This is a genomic window from Gammaproteobacteria bacterium, from assembly GCA_022450155.1.
Classification (GTDB): Bacteria; Pseudomonadota; Gammaproteobacteria; order Arenicellales; family UBA868; genus REDSEA-S09-B13.
In genome coordinates, this window is sequence record JAKUQR010000007.1 from 122,241 (window position 1) to 146,893 (window position 24,653).

Here is a 24,653-nt window from a genome sequence, read left to right on the forward strand (position 1 = left end):
CATGGATTTTGCATTTGCTTTGTTTAGTGGGCTGGTAGTAACCGGCGGGATTGTGCTTTGGGATCGCCTGCAAAGACGAACAGGCACTGACTTTAAGGATAAAGACACTATAGGTGCGGGATCCAGAACGGCTGGTATTGTTATCGAGTATGCGCGTGCCTTTTTCCCCGTGATACTGGTTGTGTTCGTCCTTCGATCTTTTGTTGTCGAGCCGTTCAGGATCCCCTCTGGTTCAATGCTGCCGAGTCTCTATATCGGAGATTTTATTCTCGTATCAAAATCTAGCTATGGCATAAGACTGCCTCTGGTTAATCAGAAAATCTTTTCGATCGGAACTCCTAAACGAGGTGACGTGATGGTGTTCAGATACCCACATGACGAGAAAACAAATTTTATCAAGCGGGTTGTTGGATTGCCGGGCGATATTGTTGATTACAAAAACAAAAGACTTCGAATTAATGGCAACGTTGTTGATATTCAAAAAGTGGATCGGGAAGACACCGAACAGGGTGCACGACTCAGTCACCAGGTTGGGGAATACATTGAAAGTCTCGGCAAGTCATCGCATGGGATACTCATCGATGCGAGTCGACGCTCCAGAGATATGATGAGAATAACCGTTCCACCGGACCATTTCTTTGTTATGGGGGATAATCGAGACCATAGTAATGACAGTCGGTTCTGGGGATTTGTACCAGAAGAAAACATCGTAGGGCGGGCGTTCTTCGTCTGGTTCAGCTGGGATAGTGTTGGTGGTGGGGGTGTCAACTGGCCGAGAATAGGAAATCGTATAGACTAGACTTAAATCTTTTGCCTAAAGACCAATCGGTTATTGAAGTCAGCGAATCAAAGCACCTGACCTCATGCTGAAAAACGGATACGAAAAAGTCGAGTTTGGCTGTTTCGAAGGCCATTAACAGTCCAGCATTCCTAATATGGCAAGCAATCAGGATAAGCTTGAGTCAGTAATCGGTTACCAATTTCTTGACTCAGGATTACTTGATCGCGCACTGACGCATCGCAGTTTCAGTGCGCTCAACAACGAACGACTGGAATTCCTTGGGGATAGTGTGTTGGGGATTATCGTGTCTGCAGTTCTCTACCGTCTTTATACCGAAAGTGAAGAGGGTGAGCTGACCAGAATGCGCGCACAGGTCGTCAAAAAAGACACTCTTGCACAGATAGCGCGTCGGCTCCAACTTGGAAGCTATCTAAAGCTGGGTGGTAGTGTGGTAAAAGGTGGCGGAGCGGATATCGATTCTATATTGGCCGATGCGCTTGAAGCTCTAATCGGGGCTGTTTATCTGGATGCGGGATTAGAGCAGGCTCAAATCAGTGTAGCGGAAATTTTCAAGGAAGAACTTGATGCTATTGATCCCGGGTGTATGGCGAAAGATCCCAAAACGGAGTTGCAAGAACTTCTCCAGAGTAAAGGAATGTTGTTACCTAAATACATAGTAGAAAGTATGTCGGGTTCTTCCCACGAACCGAATTTTGTAGTCAGCTGCCATGTTGAAGATGACCAGTTGGTGAAAAGTGGAACAGGCCCAAGTCGAAAGAGTGCAGAGCAAGCAGCAGCGCGAAAATTACTGCGTATCCTCCGTTGAGATAGATGGTCACAGAAAGCTTTAGATTTGGCATGGTAACGCTAGTCGGCAGGCCGAACGTCGGCAAGTCGAGCATAATGAACAGGCTTATAGGTCAAAAAATCAGTATTACATCGCGTAAGCCTCAAACAACCCGGCATCGGATACTGGGTATCTGTAGTACGGATGAATATCAGATCGTTTTTGTCGATACACCCGGAATTCATGAAACAACCGGTGTTGCGATGAATAAGGTTTTAAATCGTACCGCTCGTTCGTGCCTTAATGAGGTGGATCTAATTCTGATGGTGGTGGATGCTAGAAGGTGGACATCAGGTGATACTCGGGTTCTGGCTGATGCAGGGATAGCTGGAGCATCGGTTTGGTTAATTATGAATAAAATAGATTTACTGGATAAACCGAATCTTGTGCTTCCGAGAATTGATCAGGTACGCCAGCGTTACGACTTTGAAGAGATCGTCCCTTTGTCTGCAAAAACGGGGGACAATCTAGACCGCTTGATTACATTAGTGGGTGAAGTGATACCCGAGGGGCCACCAGGTTTCCCCATAACACAAATAACGGACTCGAGTGTAGACTTTATTGCTGCAGAATTCATCCGCGAGCAGATATTTCGCCTTGTGGGGGATGAAGTTCCCTACGAGACAGCAGTAGAGATCCGTAGCTGTAGTGAGCGAAAAGACGGCTTGGTAAGTATTGAGGCACATATTTGGTGTGAGAACAAACGTCAGCGATCTATTCTGATTGGTGAAAATGGTGATCGATTGAAGACCATTGGTTCGAAAGCTCGAGATCAGATTCAACGCTACTTGGGCAAGAAGGTCTACCTAGAGCAGTGGATCAAGGTGAAAAAGGGCTGGGCAGACGATAGAAGGCTGCTCGCTAAGCTGGGATACAATAGGTGAGACTGAGTACGACTATGGCCACCCAACGGTTCCAGAGCCAACCCGCTTTTGTGCTACAGCATCGTCCTTATTCGGAAACCAGTCTGTTGGTTGATTTATTTACACAGAAAACTGGTCGAATCGCTGCAATCGCAAAGGGAGCCCGACGACTTAAATCAAGGTACCGTGGCGTCTTGCTGCCTTTCCAACCGTTAGCTGTTCAATTTACTGGTAAAGGTGATGTAAAAACTTTAACGGGGGCTGAACCGGCCGGCTCGCAGATCCTTCTGTCAAGAGATCACTTGATGTGTGGGTTCTATCTGAACGAACTGATCATAAAGATGATATACCGTTACGATCCTTATGAAACCCTCTATACAGTCTACGGGTGTGCACTAGATGAACTATACCGCACGGCGGATGCTGAATTCACGTTGAGAAGGTTTGAAAAAATATTGCTTGCGGAGGTCGGATACGGCCTTCATCTGCAGCGAGATGTATCCACCGGGTTGCCGATTGAAAAACATTTTGTGTACCGTTATCTGCCTGAGACAGGTCCAATTGTCGATGATAATAGTCGGAGTGATGGCGTTCTGATTCACGGCGATGCGTTAATCGCACTTGACCAGGAGGAAATGTTTACTGAACGTGTTAGACGAGAACTCAAACAATTAAATCGAACAGTACTCGCAACACACCTGCAGGGCAAACCACTTAACAGTCGTCGAATGTATGCTCAATTGTATCCCGAAAAGGGTTCGGCCGCAGCACGGGTCAAGCGGGTAGAATTTTGATTCATTCACTCTAGGGAGGGTAATTCATTGATTGACTTAGGTGTAAACATCGACCACGTAGCAACCCTAAGACAAGCCCGGGGCACGTCTTATCCTGAGCCAGCGCAAGCGGTTGTAATCGCCGAACAGTCGGGTGCTGATCTGATTACGCTGCACCTACGAGAGGATCGCCGTCACATAGTGGACAGAGATGTTTACCTGCTGAAACAAATCATCCAGACACGCATGAATCTGGAAATGGCAGCGACCGAAGAAATGGTGAGAATCGCATGTGACGTTCAGCCGGAAGATGTCTGTATCGTGCCCGAAAAGCGTGAAGAACTGACCACCGAAGGCGGGCTCAATGTAATCGCCAACAGGACAGAACTAGAAGAACATATCGCCTGCCTAAAAGAGGCTGGGGTACGTGTCTCGTTGTTTATCGATCCGGACCCGGAGCAGATACACGCATCTTGTGAGGTCGGTGCGGAAGCGGTTGAGATCCACACTGGTGCTTTCGCCGATGCCGGCCGAGACAATCGTGAGGAAGAGCTCGGTCGGATAAAGGATGCTGTAGGTGTGGCATCAAAACTACCGCTTCGGGTAAATGGAGGCCACGGACTGCATTATCATAACGTGAGGTCTGTCGCGGCAATAGCGGGTTTTGCCGAGCTCAACATCGGCCATGCCATTATTGCACGGGCGGTGTTCTCAGGTCTCGGAGAGGCAGTGGCCGAAATGAAAAGGCTAATTGATTCGGTATCTTGCTAAAAAGGGTCTATTTCTTTTTAGGTCCAAATCCTTGTGGCACGTCCCCGAGGTCGCCCTCGCCAAAGAGGAAACCAACCATATGCTGTTCAATGTGGTCGAGATTTTCTGGATCAGCCGAAGACAGTTGATTTTCATTAATGATCAGGACGAGTCGTTCAAGCCACTGCGTCCAGCCCTCTTTTGAAACGTTCTCAAGAATTCTCTGGCCGAGTTCGCCCGGGTAGGGTGCTGTGTCGAGTGCATCAGCTTCTCGTTCGAGAACAACGCATTGTACAGTTGCCATGGTAGAATGAGCGTATATTGATTGTGGCGTTAAGCAGCCATCATAACCAGTATCCGCCACATTCGGCAAACTAGGGATGGTCTCAGAGTTGGATTGATCTGCGTGCCAACCTTATAAAATACGGGGACTATGCTATGAATTCGATTTTACCTGAACAGTTGGCGGTCACTGCGCCCGCGCGAGCTAAAATCGCACAAATGCTGCAAGAGGCCGACGAGTCGATTGATTCGGTCAGAATATTTGTATCTGGTGGTGGTTGTGGCGGTATGAATTATGGTATGACCTTTGCCGAAGCTCTGGAGAAAAGGGATTGTGTTCTAGAAGATGCGGAAGGTTGTAAACTGGTTGTTGATCCAATAGCACTTTGTTATTTACAGGGTGCAGAAGTCGACTATGTCAACGATGGGGTTAACACCAGTTTTGTATTCAATAATGTGTTTAAGGCAGTTGGTGGCAGTGGCGCCTGCGGTGGTTGCGGTGGGGCACACTAGGTAGGTTTCGCGCTCCCCCAGCGGGCCTGATTTTAGACGAATGTTCTACCGAAGGCTTCCGTGAAGCAGGCAAAGCGGATACTGCTCATTACACCTTATGGAAGTTATAGAACTGCCGCATATGTAACAGTAACAGGGCAATTGGGTTTTGACTGTATCATTGCTTCAACCGGGTACCATGCGGTTTCACATGCGCCGGGTAGCACAATTATCAGTTTAGAGGGCGGCAGTACCAATTTAGATTTGGGCCGACTGCAGAAGCAACATCGCCGTACTCCTTTTCAGGGTGTTATCGCAACAGACGATTCTGTCGTAGAGATCGCTGCTGCGTTGACTGAACGTTTACGTCTACCGGGGAATTCAGTCGAAGCCGTTCGTCGCACCTGTCGCAAAGACTTGCTCAAGAAAGCATTGCTTAACTCCCCTGTACTTTCCCCAAAGGGATTCGAAGTAGGGCTAGATCGTCCCTATGAATCCCAGATTTTATTTGCCTCTTATCCCTGCGTCGCCAAGCCTTTGACGTTATCAGCCAGTCGAGGGGTGATAAGAGCCGATAATTCTGAGCAGTTGAAGGCAGCACTGGCAAGAATCTGGAGGCTGATTCAAAAAGAAGGCGAAGACGACTACCCTGTCGCTCTGGTAGAGCAATTTATATCAGGAAAGGAAATCGCTGTAGAAGGATTACTTTCGGACGGTGACCTGAGCACTTTAGCAATTTTTGACAAGCCGATTCCATTAAATGGCCCCTACTTTGAGGAAACGATATACGTCACACCATCGGCATTGAGTGAGACTGAACAACAAGAGGTGCAAGCAGTGCTATCCCAAGCCTGTCAACTGCTAGAACTGCGGCAGGGTCCCGTACACGCCGAATTTCGGTTGAATGAGCAAGGAATCTGGATAATCGATATAGCCAGCCGATCGATCGGTGGGCAATGTAGTCAGCTGATAAGGGCCGGTACCGGCGTTACGCTTGAAGAGTTGATTGTCAGGAATTCAGTAGGCGAAAATGCCACAAACCAGGTAATCAAAAAGGCGGTCGGTGTGATGATGATACCAGTACCTGGAAGTGGGGGAATTCTTAGAAGGATAGAAGGACTCGGAAATGCAGCCCGGGTATCCGGTGTCACGGGCGTGGAGCTAGATGCCAGGCCGGGCCAGATTCTGACGCCCTGGCCAGAGGGTTGCGCCTATCCAGGATTTATTTTTGCTGAAGCAAAGTCAACAGACAAAGTTATCAGAGCACTGAAGCTTGCACATGCAGAACTGAAATTTGTATATTCGCCATCTTTGCCGGTTCGTGTGGCGGCAGCAACATCTAGGTCGCAACAAACTAGAACTGGTAACGTGCGCCAATAGAAATTATGTTGGCCTCACCTGTCAAACGATTGCCCAGGAATTCAAGTTCTATATTGAAGGCGCCATGCTCACCTAGACGCAGGCCAATTGCGCCTCGGTACTCTAAGTCGATATTCTGAGTATCATTAAAGTAGTTTTGAAGACCATTTGTGTTTGTATACAATGGTCCGCCGACGAGTCCTCGAAAATAGAAGTTACCGCTAGATCTATACGACAGATACACACCAACATCTTCAAGCGAAAAAGACTGCTGATAAGGATCAGTACGAAGTGCAGTGGTGGAGGCTGCTGTTCCATTGGTCCTTCCCACGAGGAAGGATAGAGCCGGGAAACGACTATGAATATGGAAAAGGGGTTGCTGACTGGCATCGCCAGAAAAGCTATTGAAGATGATTGTGTCCCCGGTCGCGGTATAACCAGTCGGATATCCCCAGTCACTCAATTGCAAGGCTTGCAGACCGGTTTGCCCGAATGTGAGTCCAGATACGCACAGACACAGCAGCCCTAGGAGCAGTCGTATCAATTTTGTATGCATGGGTATAAGGGTTAACGCTTATTGACAGAGTCAATTATATCACGGTGCGTTCATCTATGTCGAAAGGATCATATAAATGATATGCGTGTAATCAACTATTTACAGCTGTTATGTAAAATAGAATGTCACATTGTTGGTGGAAATATCTGTGCAGGACAGAAAGCGAATTTCACTGGGTTGGTGCTCGAATCCGCTACAAGTCTTTTATTGTCGCGCCGCCGCCATGCTGGAATACCACTGATTGTTTGCGGGTAAACCGTGTAATACCTTCTGGGCCATATCGTGATCCACCAAGACCGGAATTCTTGAAGCTCATCTTTTCCGCCGACTCGTGTGCACTGCCGATCAGGTCGACATCGTTGCAATAGATCCCACCAGCGTCTAGGGTCAGAGCCACGGCTTCGGATTTATCCAAGTCGCCAAAAACTGCCGCGCTAAGCCCGTACTCTGAATCATTGGCCAGATAGACTGCTTCCGAAGTTTCTTTAAACGTCATGATGGGTATGATGGGTGCGCATGTTTCTTTTCTCATCAATAACATTGAATGATCGACATCGGTGACGATCGTCGGTCGGAGCCAGCTGCCGCCGTGTTGTTCAATGACGCCACCTGTCAAAAAGCTGGCATGTTTTTCCTTTGCATCGTTCAGATGCTTGTCTATGATCTGAATCTGCTTAGCAGAAATAATCGGCCCTATAGCGCCCTTGGCAGGGTCTTCTATATTGAGTGTAATTTTCTCAGCCAAGGACGAGATGAGATGGATGAAATTCGAAGCTAACGACTCGTGGACGTATACTCTTTCAATTGAAAAACAGGCCTGGCCTGTGTTTACGGTCGCGCAATGCAAAATCGCCTGTGCGGCGCGTTCAATATCAGCACTTTCCAGAACGATAGCGGGGTCTTTCCCACCAAGTTCCAAGAACGCCGGTTTTAACTGGCTGGCTGCACGTGCAGCAACCTGTCGGCCTGTTTCAACACTGCCGGTGAAATTGACCGCATCCACAAGATCGATGAGATTGTTTCCAGTAAACGCTGTACCCGGAACAACATCGACTACGGTATGTAATCCAGCTATGTCACCCAGGACTTGATTAACGGCTTCGATAAACCGAGGCGTGATTTCACTGGGTTTGACGATGACAGAGCAGCCAGCTAGAAGCGCTGGTACAGCATCCAGAAACGAAAGAATCAGAGGATAGTTCCACGGCGAAATGACGCCAACGACAGAATAAGGCACAAAGACCTGCAAATGAGAAACGTCTGCGCTGCCGGATTGCATACGTTTGCTCTGTAGTATGTCGATCGCTTGGCTCACTCGGCCGTGTGTTATTGCTTGGAGAGCGTCAACTTCCATCACCGACAGGCCCCAACGGCCGGTGTCGACACACAGTGCCTGTGTCAATTGATCTTTATGCCTGGCAAGTCCATCGGCAAACTGCCTGAGAATCTCTCCCCTGTCGCTGACATGTAAAGAAGACCAGTCGACCTGATTGTCGCGAAGTCGGGATATTCTGGACGCGAGTTCACGTTTTGTGGGTTCCACGAATGCATAGTCGATGTCGCCCGTATGGGGGTTTCTTACCGGTATTTGTGTCATAGCGAGGTGAGTATTTACTAGAGTCAAAATAACGCTGTTGCTTTAAGAGGACATTACCGGACTTAGGATAACTCAGATTGTTGCAGAATACGGTTTACGTATGAAGATTACAGTGATCGGTGCTGGACTGGCTGGGTTAACCGCAGCACATCGACTTCAGCAGGCAGGATTCTCTGTCAATGTTCTCGAGAAATCGCAGTCTCCAGGGGGCAGGATGGCAGAAGCCCACGACCTTGGATTGAATTATCTAACTGGTGCGCGGCTGATCTACTCATTCAGTAAATCTGTTATGCGGTTGGTTCGAGAACTTGATCTGGCAGGCCAACTCCGTCATGGACTGACGACCCCTGTATCGACCTGTTCACTGATGGGTGAACATCCAGTCCAGATGAGCCCGGGACCTCGGTTGATCTTCAACTCGCCACTGAGTGGTGGCCAGAGGTGGCGCCTCCTGCAACTGGCACTGTGGTTGGCTGCGCGGCGTTTCTCAGTAAATCCAGATCGGTTATTGGATTGGCATGATTACGACGAAGGATCACTGTACGAGTTCTTCAATCAAAGGTCTCTGGGTCAGGTTTCTAAGATATACATAGAGCCAATTTTTCGTGGTGCCCGGGGCTGGCGCATGACCGATGTATCTCCAGTATTTTTTCTCAGCACGGCAGCTCATATGCATGGAGCCAGCGCTTACACGTTCGACGATGGAATAGGTGCGCTCACCGAGCGACTCGCACAAAGCTTAGATGTAACATATTGCGCAGATGTCAAAAATGTGATTCGAACTGTATCGGGGGGTTGTGAGCTCTCTTATGAGTTGAAAGGCTTGTTGTATTCAGCATGCGCTGATCTGGTGATCTGTGCGGTACCCGGTCCTTTATCGGCAAGGATTGTCTCAGAGCCTACGCTTGAAGAGGCTCAGTTTTTCAAGTCTGTGAAATACAGCAGTGGGTATATTGTGCATTTCGGCATCAACCGATCTGTTGAACCGTATGTCCGTTTCCTTAGTCGGGATGTAAACACTTCAATAGCGGCGGTAGAAGTTGTCGATCAATCTAGAACTGCCTCAAGTTATCTTAGTCGCATATCTGTTTATTTATCACCTGAGATGGTTATAGATCTGAAAAATAAGCCGGTAGTTGATGGAGAGTTGCCTTCTATTTGGAATGATTTGCCGGATGATGTCGCAAGGCACCTCGAGCCTGGTTATGGGCATGTTGTTCAGCAGAGGATACAAAATATGTTGCCCCTGTTCTATCCGGGTTACCTTAAGGAACTGAGTGCGTTTGAACGTTATCAAACTAATAGTAGAAAGCAGATCTATTATGCGGGTGACTATCTGTCCCATGCTCTCCTCGGAGGCGCCTGTCGAAGTGGTGAAGACATAGCACAAGCTGTTATTTCCAATTGGTCTGGCTGAATCTTTAGCTCATTGGCATTGGGCTGATCGAGAACCAGCCCCTTAATACATGCTATGATTGTCGGGTAGTGGCGTTGGTTTGTAACGACGCTGCTCTGATTAATAAACCAAACAGAAGTGTGAGGATATGAGTATGAGACAAATGATGAAAAAGACAGTGAGTACAATGCGACGCACGATGGTCGCAGCTGCACTCGTATCGATTGCAGCAAGTCCAGTCTATGCCGGTGAGGTAAAGATTGGCGTGTTGAACGGTTTGACGGGGCCAATTCCAGATCTTTCTGCCGTAATCCTGGAAGCGGAACTAGCTGCTGCGGCATACATCAATGCGAACGGCGGTATGTGGGGAGGCGACACCCTCGTATTGGCGAGCGGTGATTCTGGTTGCGACGCGAAAGCTGCCGTAGACGCAGCAAATAAGATCGTCAATGTGGAGCAGGCTTCTATTATCGTGGGGCCTCTTTGTTCAGGCGCGACGATTGGTGCAACCCAAGCTGTAACCATTCCAGCAGGCGTGGTGAATATTTCACCGTCGGCGACTTCGCCTGCAATCACTGGACTAGACGATAACGATTTGGTATTCAGGGTCTGTCCCTCCGATGCGTATCAGGGTGTAACGATCGCAAAACTTGCGCGAAGCATGGGGTATTCGAAGCTGGCCACCACTTATGCAAATGATGACTATAACGCTGGTCTTCATGATGTTTTTGTCAAAGCATTCAAGGAGCTCGGTGGGACAATAACGGGTGATCAGATGCATGAGGCGAATAAGGCATCTTACCGTTCCGAGCTTGCAACACTCTCGTCCGGTGGCCCTGAAGCGCTGGCTCTATTTGCGTATTACAATGGCAGTGGGATTACGATCATGCGTCAAAGCCTAGAAAACAGTTTTTTTAGTAAGTTTATCGGTGGCGACGGGATGATAGCGCAGGAGGTGATCGATGAAATTGGCGCCGACAATCTTGGCGATGCAGTTTTCACAAAAGGAACAGCCGACCAAAGTTCAAGCCATTTCAAGACCTTTGCCGGTCTGTTTGATCGGCCATCTGATCCTTATACCGCCCAAGCCTGGGATGCGGTAATGATCGCTGCACTGGCGCTGGAAAGTGCCGGTAGTGCAACACGAGATCTCATCGCTCATGTGCGGTCAGTAGCCAATGCACCAGGTGTTGAGGTGGGACCTGGGGATTGGGCTAAAGCCAAAGCACTCCTGGCTGCTGGGAAAGACATCAACTATCAGGGCATCGCTGGCGAAAATGAGTTTGATGCTAACGGCGATGTTGCCGGTATCTACGGCAAAAGTGTTGTAAAAGATGGAAAGTGGGCGGAAACCTTGATCGATTAGGCATCCGCAGTTTAAATTTGTTGAAGAAGATAGCCCCCATTTAGTGGGGGCTATTTTTTCTAGTAAATATATGGTTAGGTGAGCTTCGACTGGTTCGGTTTGGACAAGTGCGATCCGCTAAGAGGTTGCTTCTGCGCTCTGTTATCAGTGGTTGGCCGACGTTCGGGCAGGATGCCACCTGCATAGCGTTGTAGTACAACCTGCAACAGTAAACCAATCAGAAATATCCTGAAATAGGCGGCTTTAACGGCCAACTCTGCGGGCAAGCGACCAGTGAGTACCTCGCTGAACGACCAAATCCCCCACAAGAGGAATGCCCCGAGTACGGCGCCTCGGTTATTACCGCTGCCACCGGCGATCAGCATAACCCAAACAAGGAAGGTTGTTGTCAAGGGTTCGGTCGCGCCAGGGCCAATGAACTTGATGTAGTGGGCCGTAAGTCCTCCCGCCAATCCCATTAATACGGATCCACAGACAAATGCTTCAATACGAAACCGTTCTACATTCTTTCCGGCAGCTCTTGCAGACTGTTCATTTTCTCGGATTGCAGTCATCAGACGACCCCAGGGCGCCAAACGTGCTCTTTCAATCAGAAAATAGAATACCGCGACTACAGCCAAGACTAACAACATGAAGCCGATTTTGTTCCAAGGTTCGGATAGGGTTTCGAAAGGAAGAGGAATTTTGGCAATGCCGCGCGCACCGTTAGTGGCCCAGATCTCGTTTTTTAGGATCAGCCGGAAAATCTCACCGATCCCAATTGTTGCTATTGCTAGATAGTCACTTCTTAGGCGTATACACAGCAAGCTGACGAGCCAGGCAATAACTGCAGTCACGGCCATCGCGCCGACCAGACCCAATGCGATGGGTAGATCGTAACCGCCTAGATGAGACGTAGATTCAGCGGTGGTTAGGATGGCTGAGACATAGGCGCCTATAGCAAAAAATCCAGCAATTCCCGCGTTAAAAAGACCTGTGAAACCCCACTGGATGTTGAGCCCCAGGCACATAATGGCGTAGATGCCACCCATCGTCATCAGTGACACAAAGTACAACATGTAGCCGTAGGCTTGTGCTGAGTCCATCCTAGAAAACCCTTCCGCGAAATAGACCGCTGGGTCGCCAAATCAGCATTATGATCATCAGCGCAAATGCCACCCCAGCCTTATAGGCCGGTGAAAGCAGTGGGGTATCCCCCAACCACGGGTATGCCGACAATTCCTCTGCCAGGCCGACCACGAGGCCGCCGACCATCGCGCCGTAAGGTTGCCCGATACCGCCCAAAATTGCAGCGGCAAACATTGGCAGCAACATGTAAAACCCCATCATCGAGTGCAGATGAGAATCCCAGCCCAGAAACACGCCTGCAGCTGTAGCGAGCGAAGCACCAAGCACCCAAGTTGCTTTAACAACACTTTCAGTCCTAATGCCAGTCAGTTGCGCTAATTCAGCAGAATCACTCATTGCACGCATCGCCTTACCGGTTTTGGTATGGGTCAGCACCACATGTACTACGATCATCAGTACGATAGAAAAACAAACTATCCAGATGTGCTTGGGAGAAAGACGCAGTGTGTCAAATAGAATCATAGGCATCTGGATTCGACCGGGTGAATAGGAGAACGTATCAACACCCCAGATTATTTGAACTGCCGACCGCGCCATCAAAGCGATGCCAAACGATGCAACTATGAGAATTGTGGATTTAGAGGCTCGAAATGGTTTGTAGAAAGTATGATCGATGCCGAGAGCGACGAGGCTCGTGAACAACATCGCGATCGGCAATATGACTAACGGATGCAACCCGGAAAACTGCATCAGCGAATAGGTGGTATAAGCGCCGATCAACATAAGTTCACCATGGGCAAAATTAGCAAACCGAAGGATACCGAAAACCAGCGAAACGCCAATCGCGCCGAGTGCATAGATGCTGCCGAGCACGACGCCGGGAATCAAATAAAAATTAATAAAATCCACGCTAAAACCGTTATCCACCTAAAAACATTTTTGCGATTTCTGGGTCGTTCAATAGGTCGATCCCCTTTCCCGAGGTGCGATTCTGACCATCGACAAGAACGTATGCCCGGTTGGCAACAGCGAGCGATTGTTTCGCATTCTGCTCTACCATCAGGATCGGTACACCAGAGGCATTGATCTGCCGTATGATTTGAAAAATTTCATTTCGATAGATCGGACTTAACCCCGCTGTAGGCTCATCCAGCATCAGGATCGTTGGTTCGAGCATCAGCGCTTTGCCTATCGCGACCATCTGCCTCTGCCCACCCGATAATTCACCAGCTACCTGCTTCTTTTTCTCTGCTAATGGCGGAAACATCTCGTATATTTCCTGTAGACGCGGCCGAAAATCATCTTTTCTGATATAAGCGCCCATCTCGAGGTTTTCCTGTACGGTTAGAGTCGGAAATACATTGTTAGTCTGGGGGACATAGCAAACGCCTTTGTTAACAACCTGTGCGGGATCCATGTTGGTGATCTCTTCACCGGCGAGATGAACTGACCCGCCGGACAAACGGAGTAGCCCAAATACGGCTTTCAAGGCTGTGGACTTTCCTGCCCCATTGGGACCGATGACGACAACAATCTCGCTGGTATTTACTTGCAGTGAGACCCCGTGGAGAATATCGGCCTCGCCGTAGCCCCCCGATAAATTATCTATGCTAAGTACAGGCATCGGTCAGCTCGACGCTACGTCTATATCGCCACCAAGATAGGCATCTAGTACGCGTGGGTCGGCGCGCACAGACCCCATGTCGCCTTGCGTAAGTACTGCACCCTCTACCATGACGATAACAGGATCACACAGACGAGCGATCATATCCATGTTGTGCTCAATGATGCAAAAGGTGTAATGCCTCTCTCTGTTAAGTCGCATAATCATTTCTGCCAGATCGCCGAGCAGCGTCGGATTGACGCCAGCTCCTGGTTCGTCCAGTAAGACAATATCAGGATCAGCCATCATCGCACGGCCAAGTTCAAGTAGTTTTTTCTGGCCGCCCGAAAGATTGCCAGCGAGCTCATCAATCACGTGGATGAGGTGTAGGAACTCCAGTACATCCACTGCTCGATCGCGAACTTCTTTTTCGCGTTTGGCGACGTTGCCAGGCGACAGCAAGGCATGAAACAGGTTCTCACCTGACTGTTCTGCTGGCACCAGCATAAGGTTTTCAAGGACGCTCATCGCAGCAAATTCCTGTGGAATCTGGAAGGTACGCATGATTCCGAGGTGAAACAATTCATGAGCTGGTCGGCCAGTAATATCAGCGCCTTGAAATTGGATTCGACCACTGTCGGGTTTCATTGCACCAGCGATCAGATTAAAGATTGTTGTCTTTCCCGCGCCGTTGGGGCCTATGAGGCCGGTAATAGATTGGGCTTCGATGATAAAGCTGCACCTATTGACGGCGGTCAGTCCACCAAAACTTTTGGTGATTGCGTCTACGGTTAGCATCGGACCGACGAGTCAGTTAAAGAGTAAGAAAACTATTATTGCAAACAGAACAAAATATTTAACCGATCTTGTCTAGATTCTGAGTCAGGATAGAAAGGTCCTGATTGTTCAGAGGCAGTACCGGTTCTCGACACTGGCCCACGTTAAAGCCTCGATAATTTGCAGCACTCTTTACAGCCGAGTTGTAGACATGGGTCCAGATGAAAAGCTGGGAAGGCAATAGGCGTTGCCAAAGAAGATTAGCTTCACTGAGCTTGCCTTCCTGTACTAATCCATACAGTTCGACTGCTTCTTCTGGAATGAAATTGATCGCTCCCCAGACGCAGCCGACACAGCCAGCGGCCAGAGCTGGGTAGGTTATGGGGTCTCCTCCATTAAAGACCTTTCCTTCGGTCTGCAATAGCTGCTGAATACGCACCAGATCCCCAGTACTGTCTTTGATGTAATTAATGTTGTCGATCTCCAGCAATTTTCTGAAAAAGTCTGGTGTTATGTCGAAACCGGAATGTACTGGGATGTTGTAGACCATGATTGGGAGGTCTGTAGATTCGGCGACTTTCTCAAAGTGGTGATATACACCAGCAGCATCAGGCCCTTCAAAATAGGGGGGTAGAATCATGGCCGCATTGGCCCCGTGATCAGCTGCGTGCTTGGTCGCATCAATCGTGTCACGTAAGCTGATCGCAGAGGTCTGTGCAATAAATTCGGCTCGGTTTTCTACGTGTTTGCCAGTGATTTTAACTAAGTGACGTTTTTCTTCAGTGGTGAGGTAAGCAAACTCACCAGTGCCCCCGCAGGCGAGGATGATGTCGGTTTTTGCCTCTATCATTCGATCAATGTGCAGTAAATAGCCCCGCTCGTCGATGGTGTCATCGTCTTTGAAGAGTGTGCATACTGGGACGCAGACGCCTGATAGTTCGCTCATCAATCTATTCCTTAAAACAACGATAACTCCAATTAGGGCTAAAAGTTTACCTAATTACCAGGGCAGTATACACACTGCCCTAGGTCAGCTTCGCTCGGACACAACGCATATAACAGTTATGGCGCTCGGGTTCTGGCATAAGCGTAGCAGTTCGATGGTCAACTGGGTCATTGTGCAGATTGGCAGGTTACAGGCAGTCCGGTTACATTAGTAGCTTGAGTGTGAGAGTAGACCAAGTGTAACGAACGTGGGTCGTTATGAACTGATTTATTGGGGTGAATGTGCTGCTGAATTCGGTCGACTCCTAGGTAGTTTTATACGCTCAGAAGGAGTACATACTTTGCCTAACAAAATTCAGATCCTGAATCCGCCGGGGCTGGGCCCGGCGCAAGGTCTTTATTCACAATTAACTTATGTTCCACCTGCTACGGCTACTTATCACATCGCGGGGCAGTTGTCGGTAGGGAAAGATGGTGCGGTTGTGGGCAGGGAAGACTTCGCAACACAGTTTCACCAGGTCTATGCCAATCTCGGTGATGTTTTAAGCGCGGTTAGAGAAGGTTATGACAGTATAATTACCATGAACACGTATCTTACCGACGAGAATTTAGTCCCAGAGTTTATGAAACTGCGAACTGTTTTGTTTGCCAAGATTTTTGCAGGGCCCAATTACCCTCCAAACACATTGCTCATCGTCAACCGACTTGTTAAGTCAGAATTTCTTATTGAGGTTCAGGCTGTCGCTGCTAAGACTTCTTAAATCGTCAACTGTGCAAATAGAGTAGATCTATTGTCTCTACTCAGAGTCCTCTATTGTACTGAGGCCACGCTTGTCCAGTTCGGCTAGGACTTTGTCTGTTTTTTGCAAATGATCCATACCCATCCCTCGTAGGATGGGACTGGTTTTGCTGAACATGATATTGGTGTAGGTGGTGATTTCTATACGGTTACCCCATGGGTCAAGAAAATCTAGAAATCGGCCATTGAGGAGAGTAACGTCCATGTTGATCAGAGTTTTACGGACCAGTTCTTTGTCATCCACGGCAATGCCGAAGTGACGTTTGTCATCGGGCGTTTGCGTTCTACCTTTTGCAAAATTGATGAACTGGTCACCGAAATAGATAAATGCGGCGTCCTCGGTCTGACTCGTGATCGTAAAATTGAGAAAACTGCCATAAAAGGCCAATGCTTCGGCGATATTACCAACCTCTAGAGCTAGATGATTGATGCCAATGGCAGTTGCTTTGGTGGGGATAGTCATGAATCAGTTTAGCGTGTCGTTTTAGGTGTTGGTGTCTTGTCTGAATTATGAGCCAAATTCAGCTAGTTACGATTTATCGCAGCGCCAGTGTACCTGCTCCAGTTAGACCGTATTGGACCAGGCTTTTCTATTTCTGTCACCAGGAACCGTAATCCTGAAATGGATATCTCTAAACCTCGCAAGCGGTAAACGGGCCTGAGTCAGACCGCTGCCCATTTCCCTGGTGGCCCCAGGGTCTTGGCCAGGGATAACACAATGCTAGGCGGAGAACAATCGACGACAATATCATTACCCACAATTCGAATATTGTGGATTTGAAGGTGAGTTATCCTTAGACAAGAGCAAATACTGCCAATCGGGTCATGAACTCATATGTTTCATTTACGTCACATATAACGGATACGTGGGTCAAGTCGGGCATAGGAAATATCGACTACGAAATTGACTAAAACGAAAACAGACACAACCAACATGGTTAATGCCTGAATCAAGTTATAGTCTGAATACAGTACCGAGTCGACCAGCAAACGCCCTAAACCGTTCAGGTTAAACACCTGTTCTGTAACCACCAGACCGCCCATAAAGAAAGAGAACTCCATCCCAATTACGGTGACAACCGGCAACAATGCATTCCTAAGCGCGTGGCGATTGATCACTCTTCTATGAGCGATACCTTTCGCGTATGCGGTTCGTACATAGTCTTCTCGCAGAACGTCGAGTAATGCGGAACGGGTCATTCGCGCAACCACTGCGGAGTATCGGTATCCTGTCGCCAGCGCTGGCCACACTAGGTGCGCCATATTTCCCCAAAAATCATCAAGCGGTGAAACATATTCTATTGGCGGTAACCAAGGCTCTCCGAATAAGTTTTGGCTCGTAATAAGGAGTCCTAAAATGATCATAATACCCAACCAGAATGATGGAATGGAGACGCCCGCAATAGAGATGATGCGCACGACATAATCGATCCACGTGTTCTGCTTAAGGGCTGCAACTACACCAAGCGGTACAGCAATTAGCACAGAAAACATGGTTGCCATAACAGCAACCTGGAGTGATAGTGCAAACCGAAGTTCGAACTCCTCCAAAATAGGGCGCCCGGTCCACATAGACTCACCAAAGTCCAACCTTAAAATCCCACCAATAAACTCAAGAAATTGAGTTAACAGCGGATCATTCAGTCCGAGTTGGTTTCGGCAGAGTTCCAGTAGAGACGGATCGAGGTCCATACCGTAGTCGACCCACCTGGCAAGGCAGATATCTCCAGGCAATACTCTCATTAGAAAGAAAACCAGAATCCCAGCGCCCAGCAGGGTCGGAATCATCAGCAGCAGGCGTTTTAGAATATAGTGTCTCAAAACAGCTCTCTGGTGCGTCGCAGATATCAGGAATCGCGTTGCATTTGGTAGGGTGAAGTCTGGTTGAATGATGTATCTAATTTGTTTTCCATGAGATATCTTGGTATCAAGTCCGAGTCGGGGATAACTGTGCTTGTTGTCTGACAATCGTAACTTTACTAAACAGCAAGTGAAACACTAATTTCGTGGGTTTCTGATGAACAATAACCGTGGGATTGGATAAAACTAAACTGGGCCTGATCGGTGCCGGCACTATTGGCAAAAGACATCTGCAGGCGATCTCTGAGGTGACTGAAGCTGAGCTGGTGGCGATTGTCGATACAGACCCGCTAGCCGAATCAACCGCCGTAGAAAACGACGTCAGTTTCTTTGCATCAGTTAGTCATATGCTGCAAGACAAGCAGCCCGACGGCGTTATTGTCTGTACCCCGACCGAAGTACATCTGGGGCCAGTTCTGTCGTCGCTCAAGCACAACACCCATGTGCTAGTGGAGAAGCCCATTGCACCATCTCTTGAAGAAGCACAACAGATTATCGAGTGTTCAAAGGTATTCAATAGGCAGGTATTGGTCGGACATCACCGGCGCTATTACGAAGTAATAGAACAAACAAAGTTAGTGATTGAAAACGGGGTTTTGGGTCAACTGGTTGGCGTGGGCGGCATCTGGGCTGTTCGAAAAGCAGATTCATATTTCGAGCCAGAGTGGCGCAAGCAGCGAAGTTCAGGACCGGTTCTAATCAATCTAATTCACGAAATTGACATGCTCAGATATGTTTGTGGAGAAATTGTCTCGTTGTCAGCCAAAGTCAGCAGAGGACTTCGAGATCACCCTAAAGAGGAAACTACTGCGCTTTTGTTAGAGTTCCAGTCAGGGGCGCTAGGAACATTTTTGTTGTCGGATGTTACACCTTCTCCTTGGACCTGGGAGCAGGCTACGGGAGAAAATCCGAATTTCCCCAAGACCTCACAAAATGTCTACCGGTTTATCGGTTCTAAGGCGTCGCTGGATTTTCCGAATCTGGTTCTGTGGAGGCATAGTGGTGGTGATCCCGACTGGCTCCACGAAATTAGCTCTGAAGTTATCGAGGGTAAGATCGGAGATGCTTACGCTGACCAGATTCGTCATTTCTGCGCGGTGATTGAAGGCACAGAGCAGCCTAGAATCAGTGCCACGGATGCCGCGAAGACCTTGAAGGCCACTTTGACAGTTTTTGAAGCATCGGAAAAAGGAACGGAGATTCAATTATGAGAGCCTGCTCTCAAAGCCTTTTCAGGGCAAAAGGATAACAAATGACTAACACCACACTTCTCAACCGACGAAACCACTTATTTGGTAAGGGGTCGACTCTGTTCTATGAAAAACCCGTACAACTCGTGCGAGGGGAAGGCGTTTCTATGTACGATGAGTCTGGACGCCGTTATGTTGACCTTTACAACAATGTACCGTGTGTAGGTCATTGTCATCCCCATTTTGTAGAATCTGTATCACGCCAAATAAATACTTTGAACGTCCATAGCCGGTATCTGCATCAATCGATTCTAGACTATGCTGACCGACTAATTAATACTCATCATGAGTCAATTGAAAGTGTAATTTTTAGCTGCACCGGTACAGAGGCCAATGAAATCGCTTTGCAAATGGCGAGAATGGTAACTGGAGGCCGAGGTATTGTATGCACCGACGCTGCTTACCACGGAAACAGTGTTGAGGTTTCGAAGCTAACTCGTCCAAAGGACAATCGGGGCGAAGTGCGATCCATACCGTTTCCAGAGACCTACCGCACTGATACTGATGATCTCAAGGAACATTTTCTCAGAGAGCTCCAATCAGTGATCGACTCTTTTCGTGAAGACGGTATACCGTTTGCGGGTATGCTCGTATGTCCAATACTAGCTAATGAAGGCCTGCCAAATATTCCCGTGGGATATATGAAGGCGGCCGTTAAACTTGTTCATCAAGCTGGTGGAGTATTTATCGCTGATGAAGTTCAGGCCGGGCTTTGTCGTACTGGTCTGTGGTGGGGGTATGAGCTAATGGACTTCGTGCCCGATATTGTCACCATGGGTAAACCTCTAGGAGGTGGTATACCCCTTGCAGCAACAGCTGCATCAACGGAAGTTACTGAAATGTTCCGTCGACATACCCGTTATTTCAACACTTGCGCATCAAGTCCAGTGCAAGCCGCGGCTGGAAATGCTGTGCTTGACGTAATTGAACAAGAAAATCTCCGTGAAAATGTGACTACTGTTGGCCAGTTTCTACACGAACGATTCCTTCAAATCCAAGCGAAACATAAGTCAATTGGAGATGTTCGTGGGCATGGTCTTTTTCGGGGGCTTGAATTTGTTACAGACTTGAAAAGTAAAGCTCCAGATAAACAGAGTGCAGTACGCGTGGTTAATGAACTTAAAGATCGAGGTTTTCTGACAGGAAATGCTGGCGCATACAACAATGTTCTTAAGGTTCGCCCACCTCTTGTGTTTTCAATAATTGATGCGGAGGAGTTTTTAGGTGCTCTAGAACAGACACTTGAACATTTAGATGCTTAATGATTTGTCGTGGGCGGCCGCTCACAATGCACTTGCAAGCTGGGATATCCAGACCCAGGATATCGAGTCCCTAACTCTTACCGAAAACATCGTTTTCAAGATTACGGATGGCACAAAACAGTCTTTTGTTCTTCGCTTACACAGGCCTGGCTATCATAATCTGAACGAACTGCTTTCTGAGCTACAGTGGACTGCGGCTCTTCTGGACGCCGGACTCACTGTTCCTGTGCCCCGGACCACTCGAGACGGTCGACAATATGCGTCTGTCTATCTTGGTAATCAACACCGTTATGCGGGACTTCTCGAATGGGTGGATGGTATGCCAATGGAGAATCTCATTGAAAACAATCCCGATTTAACATTTGTTGAAAATTCTTTCTCACTTCTGGGTGAGGTCATGGCTAAGTTCCATAATCAGGCGGTTTCTTGGACCATACCATTAAAGTTCTCGCGACATTCTTTCGATGCCGACGGATTAATGGGTGAAGCACCATTCTGGGGAAGATTCTGGGAATCCTCTGCTTTAACCCCAGATCAAAAAACATATATTGATACATTGCGGCACAATATTTATGACCTCCTTATTGAGCTCGGTAAAGACCCGCGCACTTACAGTATCATCCATGCCGATCTGCATCCCGCCAACATCGTCGTTGAAGGGAGTCGGTTGCACGTAATTGATTTTGATGATTCAGGTTTCGGCTGGCATCACTACGACATAGCGGTCGCTCTTTTTAACTATGACCTCGACAAGCCCATTGAACATCTGCAGGCAGCTATGATCACTGGTTACCGCAAGTTCCGGTCCATCAGTGACAATGATCTAGCATACGTGCACGTTTTCATGTTGATAAGAGCGATGGTATGTATTGGATGGTATTCGGCACGGCCGGAGGTTACGGCAGGTAGAATAGCTTTACCTCATCTTATCGACTACGTGCGATCAAAAGCCGTCAGGGTAATGGCAAGCCATGGAATTTTGATCGAGCCGATGCCGAGCATTTGAAATAGTTACAAACCGAAAAAGTTAGGTGTTGGAAGGGTGAATCAGAATTGTCTATAAAACTAGCTCCCCGGGCTGGACTCGATCCAGTGACATATGGATTAACAGTCCACTGGTCTTACTGGTTCTATCCCCCCCAAAAGCCCTGAATCTCAAGTCTACCTACGCAATCTGACTCTGCGCATTATGCTGATTCAGGACATGAGATGACAGTAAGCGACATCAGATAGGTACATTTTAGGTTCAGCACAACAATACTGGGAATCGGTTCAGATATAGCCGTAGGGTTTAGCGGGTGGTTCCCGCTAGGCCTGGCCCAGTGATAACAACAAGGAGTGAGGTCGCGCGATGCTCTATAGAGGTCTGGGAAGGGAAGCTTTAGATGTAGCGTATGACAATACCAATGCAGTTGGAATGGAAAAGCGGAATGCCTACATATCAGATTGGGTGAAACGTAGTGAGACGGTAAGCAATGCTTGGTCGCCGAGGAGCAACATCTCATATGGCTCGCGTCCGAGACAGCGACTAGATGTGTTTCCGTGTGGTAGCACTGATGCGCCTACGTTGTTGTATATACATGGCGGCTATTGGCAAATGGGCGATAAAGAGGCCTATGGTTTTATTGGTGATGCGTTGTTGGCGTCCGGCTTTAACTTCGTTCTGGTTGAGTACACACTGGCTCCCGAAGTTCAGATGGATGACATCGTTTCAGAAATTTATGCAGCCATTGATTGGGTGATCGAAAAGATCAGCAAGTACGGCGGAGATCCACGACGAGTTTTCATCTGTGGCCACTCTGCTGGCGGACATCTAACCGCGATGGCCATGAATGACCGGCGCATTGCAGGAGGTATTGCGATTAGCGGGCTGTTTGACCTAGAACCGATTCGGCTGAATTATCTTAACCAAAAGCTGGGATTGGATGAGGCCGAAATGCTACGCAACTCACCCATTCGTCACATTCCAGCCGAATCCAGCCCTCTTATCGTAACGGTTGGGCTGGATGAGTTGCCGGAACTGATACGGCAATCCGAGGACTACTACAATGCGTGGCAAAGTCGAGGCCACGATGGTCAATATCTCCCGATCCCTGGACACGATCACTTCTCAGTGTTGGAGGAACTTGCCAGGGCAGACGGTCTGATTCTGAAGGCTTTAAAGAATCTTGCAGTTAATGGAGGTAAGCCAGAAATGATGGCTTACTGAAAAGGCCTGAACGCTACACTTGGATATATCCATACTGCCGATGAAAGATTGCACTAAGCCCTGGCAAACTTACCAACAATAGTCTGAATATAGTCAGAGTGGGTGAGAGGACAGCCGATGGGAGCATCAAAAACTGTTGGAAAATCTGGCTCCCCGGGTTGGACTCGATCCAGCGACATATGGATTAACAGTCCACCGTTCCAACCACAGCTAATTCAAATAAACGCCTACAAACAAGCATAAACCTAAACTCTGATCCTGTGCTTGTAGGTGGTTTAAGGTCGTTTCGCGACAGAAAGGTCGTTAAGTTAGCAACATTTTAGCAACGGTAGCTAAATTCTTAACTCCGACATACACCTGTTTATTACAGATACAACACTGGCATGGGCGAACTACTGGATTACTTTGATATAGATGAGCCTGATTTAGAGTAGTTGTAGATGGTATTAGTTAGGACTTAACCCAGTTCGATTCTTCCAACATTTGATCGGTGGAAATGTACATTCTTCCAACTACCGTCAATCTTGTGCCAGACACGAGTTTCTTCAAAGGCTGTGGTGCTGTGCTGACCATCACTGGTCGTGCTTTGTACCAGTCTTACATAGGCGACCACAGCAGTATCGCCTAGTAGTCGTGTGTGAGGAGACCTGACACTCGACTTGCGTTTACCTGAGGCAGGACTACCGAAGTAAGTTTCATGGAAACCTAACCCTTCCACTAAGTTACCGAGTGCTTCCGGCTCGAAAGCTGTTAGGGAAAAATCACATAACTCGCGGTAAGTTTCCCAGTCGCCATTATCAATGGCATCAAGTAACAGCATATTTAGCGTTTCCACGTTATTGGTAGTCATGGCTGGTCTCGGAAGATTTGTTTGTGTCTGACTGATCGACCATAAAGTCTAACAGTAGTAACCATTCTCGGACTGTTCCAGTCCATTTAACAAAGTATGCCAAAGGTAGGCGCTGGCCTACCTGTGGGCATCCTATTGCCTATTAAACGGAGAAATCTTATGAAACAAGACGATTATTACAAAGAGTTAGTGAACACAATCCTCGATGAACAAGGTAACAAGCAGCTACCGCCCACCGACAGTCCTCAAGCTGTGATGCTTGCCACTCCAGCACCACCATTCCTAGAGGCTATTAGTCCTAACCAGGCTAGATGGTCGATCCCACCCATAGAGGAGTTCAAATAATGCTGCTACTACAACGACATCAGAACGAATCCATCGTTATCCACAAGGATGGTGAAGCAGATTAACCGATAGTGGTTCGCGTCACCGAGGTCCTACCTACTGGTGACGTAACGCTAGGTTTTATAGGTGACGGCTACACCGTAGTTCGTCAAGAAATATTCTCACAAGAGGATTCACATAAAAGGAGAGGTAAAGAAAATGGACACAAGATCAGTGGTTATTACTCATAACCAATCATCAAGCAATGTAACCGCTCTGCATCCAGAGCAATCAGAAGTTCAACCGCCACCGATGTGGCCAGTGATAACACCTCATCCCGATCCAGTCGGTACTGAAGTCTTCATGGACATCATGACTGACCTCCAAAGGTATCTATTCATCGGTGAAGAAAATGCCCTGACCGTGGTGTTATGGGTGGCTCATACCATGATGTTTCCTGAGTTTGAGCATACTTCAAGGCTGGTGATTACGGCACCGATGAAAGCCTGTGGCAAGACGGTGTTACTGAATGTCATAGATGCGATGACCAATCACTCCATCCCAACCGGAAAGATTACACCTAGTGTGTTTGTAAGGTTATCCGGCAGAGGCGACCTGACATTCTGTATGGATGAAGCGGATAT

27 protein-coding genes are annotated in these 24,653 nt (G+C 48.0%); 16 read left to right on the top strand and 11 right to left on the bottom strand.

Annotated features, from left to right (window positions below):
• The first annotated feature begins 1 nt into the window (after position 1).
• From lepB to pdxJ, 5 genes are all read left to right on the top strand, one after another.
• On the top strand, positions 2 to 799 hold the full coding sequence (lepB, locus tag MK323_05855; protein ID MCH2481682.1) for a signal peptidase I: 798 nt from the start codon (positions 2 to 4) through the stop codon (positions 797 to 799).
• A 136-nt stretch (positions 800 to 935) separates the two neighbouring features.
• Positions 936 to 1,607, top strand: coding sequence for a ribonuclease III (rnc, locus tag MK323_05860; GenBank protein MCH2481683.1), 672 nt, complete (start codon positions 936 to 938; stop codon positions 1,605 to 1,607).
• A gap of 77 nt (positions 1,608 to 1,684) precedes the next feature.
• Positions 1,685 to 2,512 (top strand): GTPase Era, encoded by an 828-nt coding sequence (gene era / locus MK323_05865; protein MCH2481684.1) that lies wholly within the window; start codon positions 1,685 to 1,687, stop codon positions 2,510 to 2,512.
• 14 nt (positions 2,513 to 2,526) lie between these two features.
• On the top strand, positions 2,527 to 3,285 hold the full coding sequence (recO, locus tag MK323_05870) for a DNA repair protein RecO (protein MCH2481685.1): 759 nt from the start codon (positions 2,527 to 2,529) through the stop codon (positions 3,283 to 3,285).
• A 27-nt stretch (positions 3,286 to 3,312) separates the two neighbouring features.
• Positions 3,313 to 4,035 (top strand): pyridoxine 5'-phosphate synthase, encoded by a 723-nt coding sequence (pdxJ, locus tag MK323_05875; protein MCH2481686.1) that lies wholly within the window; start codon positions 3,313 to 3,315, stop codon positions 4,033 to 4,035.
• 7 nt (positions 4,036 to 4,042) lie between these two features.
• Here the strand turns inward: pdxJ and MK323_05880 are convergent, their stop codons facing one another.
• On the bottom strand, positions 4,043 to 4,318 hold the full coding sequence (locus MK323_05880; GenBank protein MCH2481687.1) for an oxidative damage protection protein: 276 nt from the start codon (positions 4,316 to 4,318) through the stop codon (positions 4,043 to 4,045).
• Positions 4,319 to 4,452: 134 nt separating this feature from the next.
• Here MK323_05880 and MK323_05885 point away from each other — a divergent pair, with 134 nt between their 5' ends.
• Together MK323_05885 and MK323_05890 are read left to right on the top strand one after the other, a co-directional pair.
• Complete coding sequence (locus MK323_05885) at positions 4,453 to 4,809, top strand: iron-sulfur cluster assembly accessory protein (protein ID MCH2481688.1); 357 nt, start codon at positions 4,453 to 4,455, stop codon at positions 4,807 to 4,809.
• 60 nt (positions 4,810 to 4,869) lie between these two features.
• On the top strand, positions 4,870 to 6,168 hold the full coding sequence (locus tag MK323_05890; protein ID MCH2481689.1) for an ATP-grasp domain-containing protein: 1,299 nt from the start codon (positions 4,870 to 4,872) through the stop codon (positions 6,166 to 6,168).
• On the opposite strand, the gene MK323_05895 is transcribed toward MK323_05890, so the two are convergent.
• Complete coding sequence (locus tag MK323_05895; GenBank protein ID MCH2481690.1) at positions 6,143 to 6,703, bottom strand: hypothetical protein; 561 nt, start codon at positions 6,701 to 6,703, stop codon at positions 6,143 to 6,145. The genes MK323_05890 and MK323_05895 overlap by 26 nt on opposite strands.
• 193 nt (positions 6,704 to 6,896) lie before the next feature.
• Positions 6,897 to 8,300 (bottom strand): aldehyde dehydrogenase family protein, encoded by a 1,404-nt coding sequence (locus MK323_05900; protein ID MCH2481691.1) that lies wholly within the window; start codon positions 8,298 to 8,300, stop codon positions 6,897 to 6,899.
• 100 nt (positions 8,301 to 8,400) lie between these two features.
• Here MK323_05900 and MK323_05905 point away from each other — a divergent pair, with 100 nt between their 5' ends.
• Together MK323_05905 and MK323_05910 are read left to right on the top strand one after the other, a co-directional pair.
• Positions 8,401 to 9,717 carry an FAD-dependent oxidoreductase gene (locus MK323_05905; GenBank protein MCH2481692.1) on the top strand — a complete coding sequence of 439 codons (1,317 nt, stop codon included), beginning with the start codon at positions 8,401 to 8,403 and terminating at the stop codon, positions 9,715 to 9,717.
• 145 nt (positions 9,718 to 9,862) lie between these two features.
• Entirely contained in the window at positions 9,863 to 11,062 is a 1,200-nt protein-coding gene (locus tag MK323_05910) for an ABC transporter substrate-binding protein (protein MCH2481693.1), read from the top strand.
• A 74-nt stretch (positions 11,063 to 11,136) separates the two neighbouring features.
• On the opposite strand, the gene MK323_05915 is transcribed toward MK323_05910, so the two are convergent.
• From MK323_05915 to MK323_05935, 5 genes are read right to left on the bottom strand one after another with little or no spacing between them, the layout of a single operon-like run.
• A complete protein-coding gene (locus tag MK323_05915) occupies positions 11,137 to 12,147 on the bottom strand; it encodes a branched-chain amino acid ABC transporter permease (protein ID MCH2481694.1) in 1,011 nt (336 codons plus the stop codon).
• A gap of 1 nt (position 12,148) precedes the next feature.
• A complete protein-coding gene (locus MK323_05920; GenBank protein MCH2481695.1) occupies positions 12,149 to 13,039 on the bottom strand; it encodes a branched-chain amino acid ABC transporter permease in 891 nt (296 codons plus the stop codon).
• A gap of 10 nt (positions 13,040 to 13,049) precedes the next feature.
• The gene (locus tag MK323_05925) at positions 13,050 to 13,754 is read right to left on the bottom strand and encodes an ABC transporter ATP-binding protein (protein ID MCH2481696.1); all 705 of its coding nucleotides are present in this window, start codon (positions 13,752 to 13,754) and stop codon (positions 13,050 to 13,052) included.
• 3 nt (positions 13,755 to 13,757) lie between these two features.
• Complete coding sequence (locus MK323_05930; protein ID MCH2481697.1) at positions 13,758 to 14,531, bottom strand: ABC transporter ATP-binding protein; 774 nt, start codon at positions 14,529 to 14,531, stop codon at positions 13,758 to 13,760.
• Positions 14,532 to 14,589: 58 nt separating this feature from the next.
• Positions 14,590 to 15,456: a dihydrodipicolinate synthase family protein gene (locus MK323_05935; protein MCH2481698.1), complete on the bottom strand. Its 867-nt coding sequence runs from the start codon at positions 15,454 to 15,456 to the stop codon at positions 14,590 to 14,592.
• 340 nt (positions 15,457 to 15,796) lie between these two features.
• Here MK323_05935 and MK323_05940 point away from each other — a divergent pair, with 340 nt between their 5' ends.
• Positions 15,797 to 16,216, top strand: a complete 420-nt coding sequence (locus MK323_05940) for a RidA family protein (protein MCH2481699.1) — start codon at positions 15,797 to 15,799, stop codon at positions 16,214 to 16,216.
• 36 nt (positions 16,217 to 16,252) lie between these two features.
• Here the strand turns inward: MK323_05940 and MK323_05945 are convergent, their stop codons facing one another.
• Positions 16,253 to 16,717, bottom strand: coding sequence for a VOC family protein (locus MK323_05945; protein ID MCH2481700.1), 465 nt, complete (start codon positions 16,715 to 16,717; stop codon positions 16,253 to 16,255).
• 386 nt (positions 16,718 to 17,103) lie between these two features.
• Positions 17,104 to 18,075, bottom strand: coding sequence for an ABC transporter permease (locus MK323_05950; protein ID MCH2481701.1), 972 nt, complete (start codon positions 18,073 to 18,075; stop codon positions 17,104 to 17,106).
• Positions 18,076 to 18,284: 209 nt separating this feature from the next.
• Between MK323_05950 and MK323_05955 the strand changes: the two genes are divergently transcribed.
• From MK323_05955 to MK323_05970, 4 genes are all read left to right on the top strand, one after another.
• A complete protein-coding gene (locus tag MK323_05955; GenBank protein MCH2481702.1) occupies positions 18,285 to 19,325 on the top strand; it encodes a Gfo/Idh/MocA family oxidoreductase in 1,041 nt (346 codons plus the stop codon).
• A 41-nt stretch (positions 19,326 to 19,366) separates the two neighbouring features.
• Positions 19,367 to 20,626, top strand: coding sequence for an aspartate aminotransferase family protein (locus MK323_05960; protein MCH2481703.1), 1,260 nt, complete (start codon positions 19,367 to 19,369; stop codon positions 20,624 to 20,626).
• Positions 20,619 to 21,632, top strand: a complete 1,014-nt coding sequence (locus MK323_05965) for a phosphotransferase (GenBank protein MCH2481704.1) — start codon at positions 20,619 to 20,621, stop codon at positions 21,630 to 21,632. The genes MK323_05960 and MK323_05965 overlap by 8 nt, the downstream gene beginning before the upstream one ends.
• A 591-nt stretch (positions 21,633 to 22,223) precedes the next feature.
• A complete protein-coding gene (locus tag MK323_05970; GenBank protein ID MCH2481705.1) occupies positions 22,224 to 22,835 on the top strand; it encodes an alpha/beta hydrolase fold domain-containing protein in 612 nt (203 codons plus the stop codon).
• 457 nt (positions 22,836 to 23,292) lie between these two features.
• Here the strand turns inward: MK323_05970 and MK323_05975 are convergent, their stop codons facing one another.
• Entirely contained in the window at positions 23,293 to 23,685 is a 393-nt protein-coding gene (locus MK323_05975) for a DUF4440 domain-containing protein (protein ID MCH2481706.1), read from the bottom strand.
• A gap of 159 nt (positions 23,686 to 23,844) precedes the next feature.
• Here MK323_05975 and MK323_05980 point away from each other — a divergent pair, with 159 nt between their 5' ends.
• Both MK323_05980 and MK323_05985 read left to right on the top strand, forming a co-directional pair.
• A complete protein-coding gene (locus tag MK323_05980) occupies positions 23,845 to 24,030 on the top strand; it encodes a hypothetical protein (protein MCH2481707.1) in 186 nt (61 codons plus the stop codon).
• Between the two features lie 198 nt (positions 24,031 to 24,228).
• Positions 24,229 to 24,653 (top strand): hypothetical protein (locus MK323_05985; GenBank protein ID MCH2481708.1); only part of this gene is annotated, 425 nt, incomplete at its 3' end.

Bases quoted from the DNA above. Each gene is read 5' to 3' on its own strand.
- MK323_05925 (MCH2481696.1), bottom strand. From the start codon at position 13,754: ATGCCTGTACTTAGCATAGATAATTTATCGGGGGGCTACGGCGAGGCC.
- MK323_05975 (MCH2481706.1), bottom strand. From the start codon at position 23,685: ATGACTACCAATAACGTGGAAACGCTAAATATGCTGTTACTTGATGCC.
- MK323_05935 (MCH2481698.1), bottom strand. From the start codon at position 15,456: ATGAGCGAACTATCAGGCGTCTGCGTCCCAGTATGCACACTCTTCAAA.
- MK323_05980 (MCH2481707.1), top strand. From the start codon at position 23,845: ATGAAACAAGACGATTATTACAAAGAGTTAGTGAACACAATCCTCGAT.
- rnc (MCH2481683.1), top strand. From the start codon at position 936: ATGGCAAGCAATCAGGATAAGCTTGAGTCAGTAATCGGTTACCAATTT.
- MK323_05895 (MCH2481690.1), bottom strand. From the start codon at position 6,703: ATGCATACAAAATTGATACGACTGCTCCTAGGGCTGCTGTGTCTGTGC.
- MK323_05885 (MCH2481688.1), top strand. From the start codon at position 4,453: ATGAATTCGATTTTACCTGAACAGTTGGCGGTCACTGCGCCCGCGCGA.
- era (MCH2481684.1), top strand. From the start codon at position 1,685: ATGAACAGGCTTATAGGTCAAAAAATCAGTATTACATCGCGTAAGCCT.
- MK323_05930 (MCH2481697.1), bottom strand. From the start codon at position 14,531: ATGCTAACCGTAGACGCAATCACCAAAAGTTTTGGTGGACTGACCGCC.
- MK323_05965 (MCH2481704.1), top strand. From the start codon at position 20,619: ATGCTTAATGATTTGTCGTGGGCGGCCGCTCACAATGCACTTGCAAGC.
- MK323_05880 (MCH2481687.1), bottom strand. From the start codon at position 4,318: ATGGCAACTGTACAATGCGTTGTTCTCGAACGAGAAGCTGATGCACTC.
- MK323_05960 (MCH2481703.1), top strand. From the start codon at position 19,367: ATGACTAACACCACACTTCTCAACCGACGAAACCACTTATTTGGTAAG.
- MK323_05910 (MCH2481693.1), top strand. From the start codon at position 9,863: ATGAAAAAGACAGTGAGTACAATGCGACGCACGATGGTCGCAGCTGCA.
- MK323_05945 (MCH2481700.1), bottom strand. From the start codon at position 16,717: ATGACTATCCCCACCAAAGCAACTGCCATTGGCATCAATCATCTAGCT.
- MK323_05900 (MCH2481691.1), bottom strand. From the start codon at position 8,300: ATGACACAAATACCGGTAAGAAACCCCCATACGGGCGACATCGACTAT.
- MK323_05905 (MCH2481692.1), top strand. From the start codon at position 8,401: ATGAAGATTACAGTGATCGGTGCTGGACTGGCTGGGTTAACCGCAGCA.
- recO (MCH2481685.1), top strand. From the start codon at position 2,527: ATGGCCACCCAACGGTTCCAGAGCCAACCCGCTTTTGTGCTACAGCAT.
- lepB (MCH2481682.1), top strand. From the start codon at position 2: ATGGATTTTGCATTTGCTTTGTTTAGTGGGCTGGTAGTAACCGGCGGG.
- MK323_05970 (MCH2481705.1), top strand. From the start codon at position 22,224: ATGGGCGATAAAGAGGCCTATGGTTTTATTGGTGATGCGTTGTTGGCG.
- MK323_05915 (MCH2481694.1), bottom strand. From the start codon at position 12,147: ATGGACTCAGCACAAGCCTACGGCTACATGTTGTACTTTGTGTCACTG.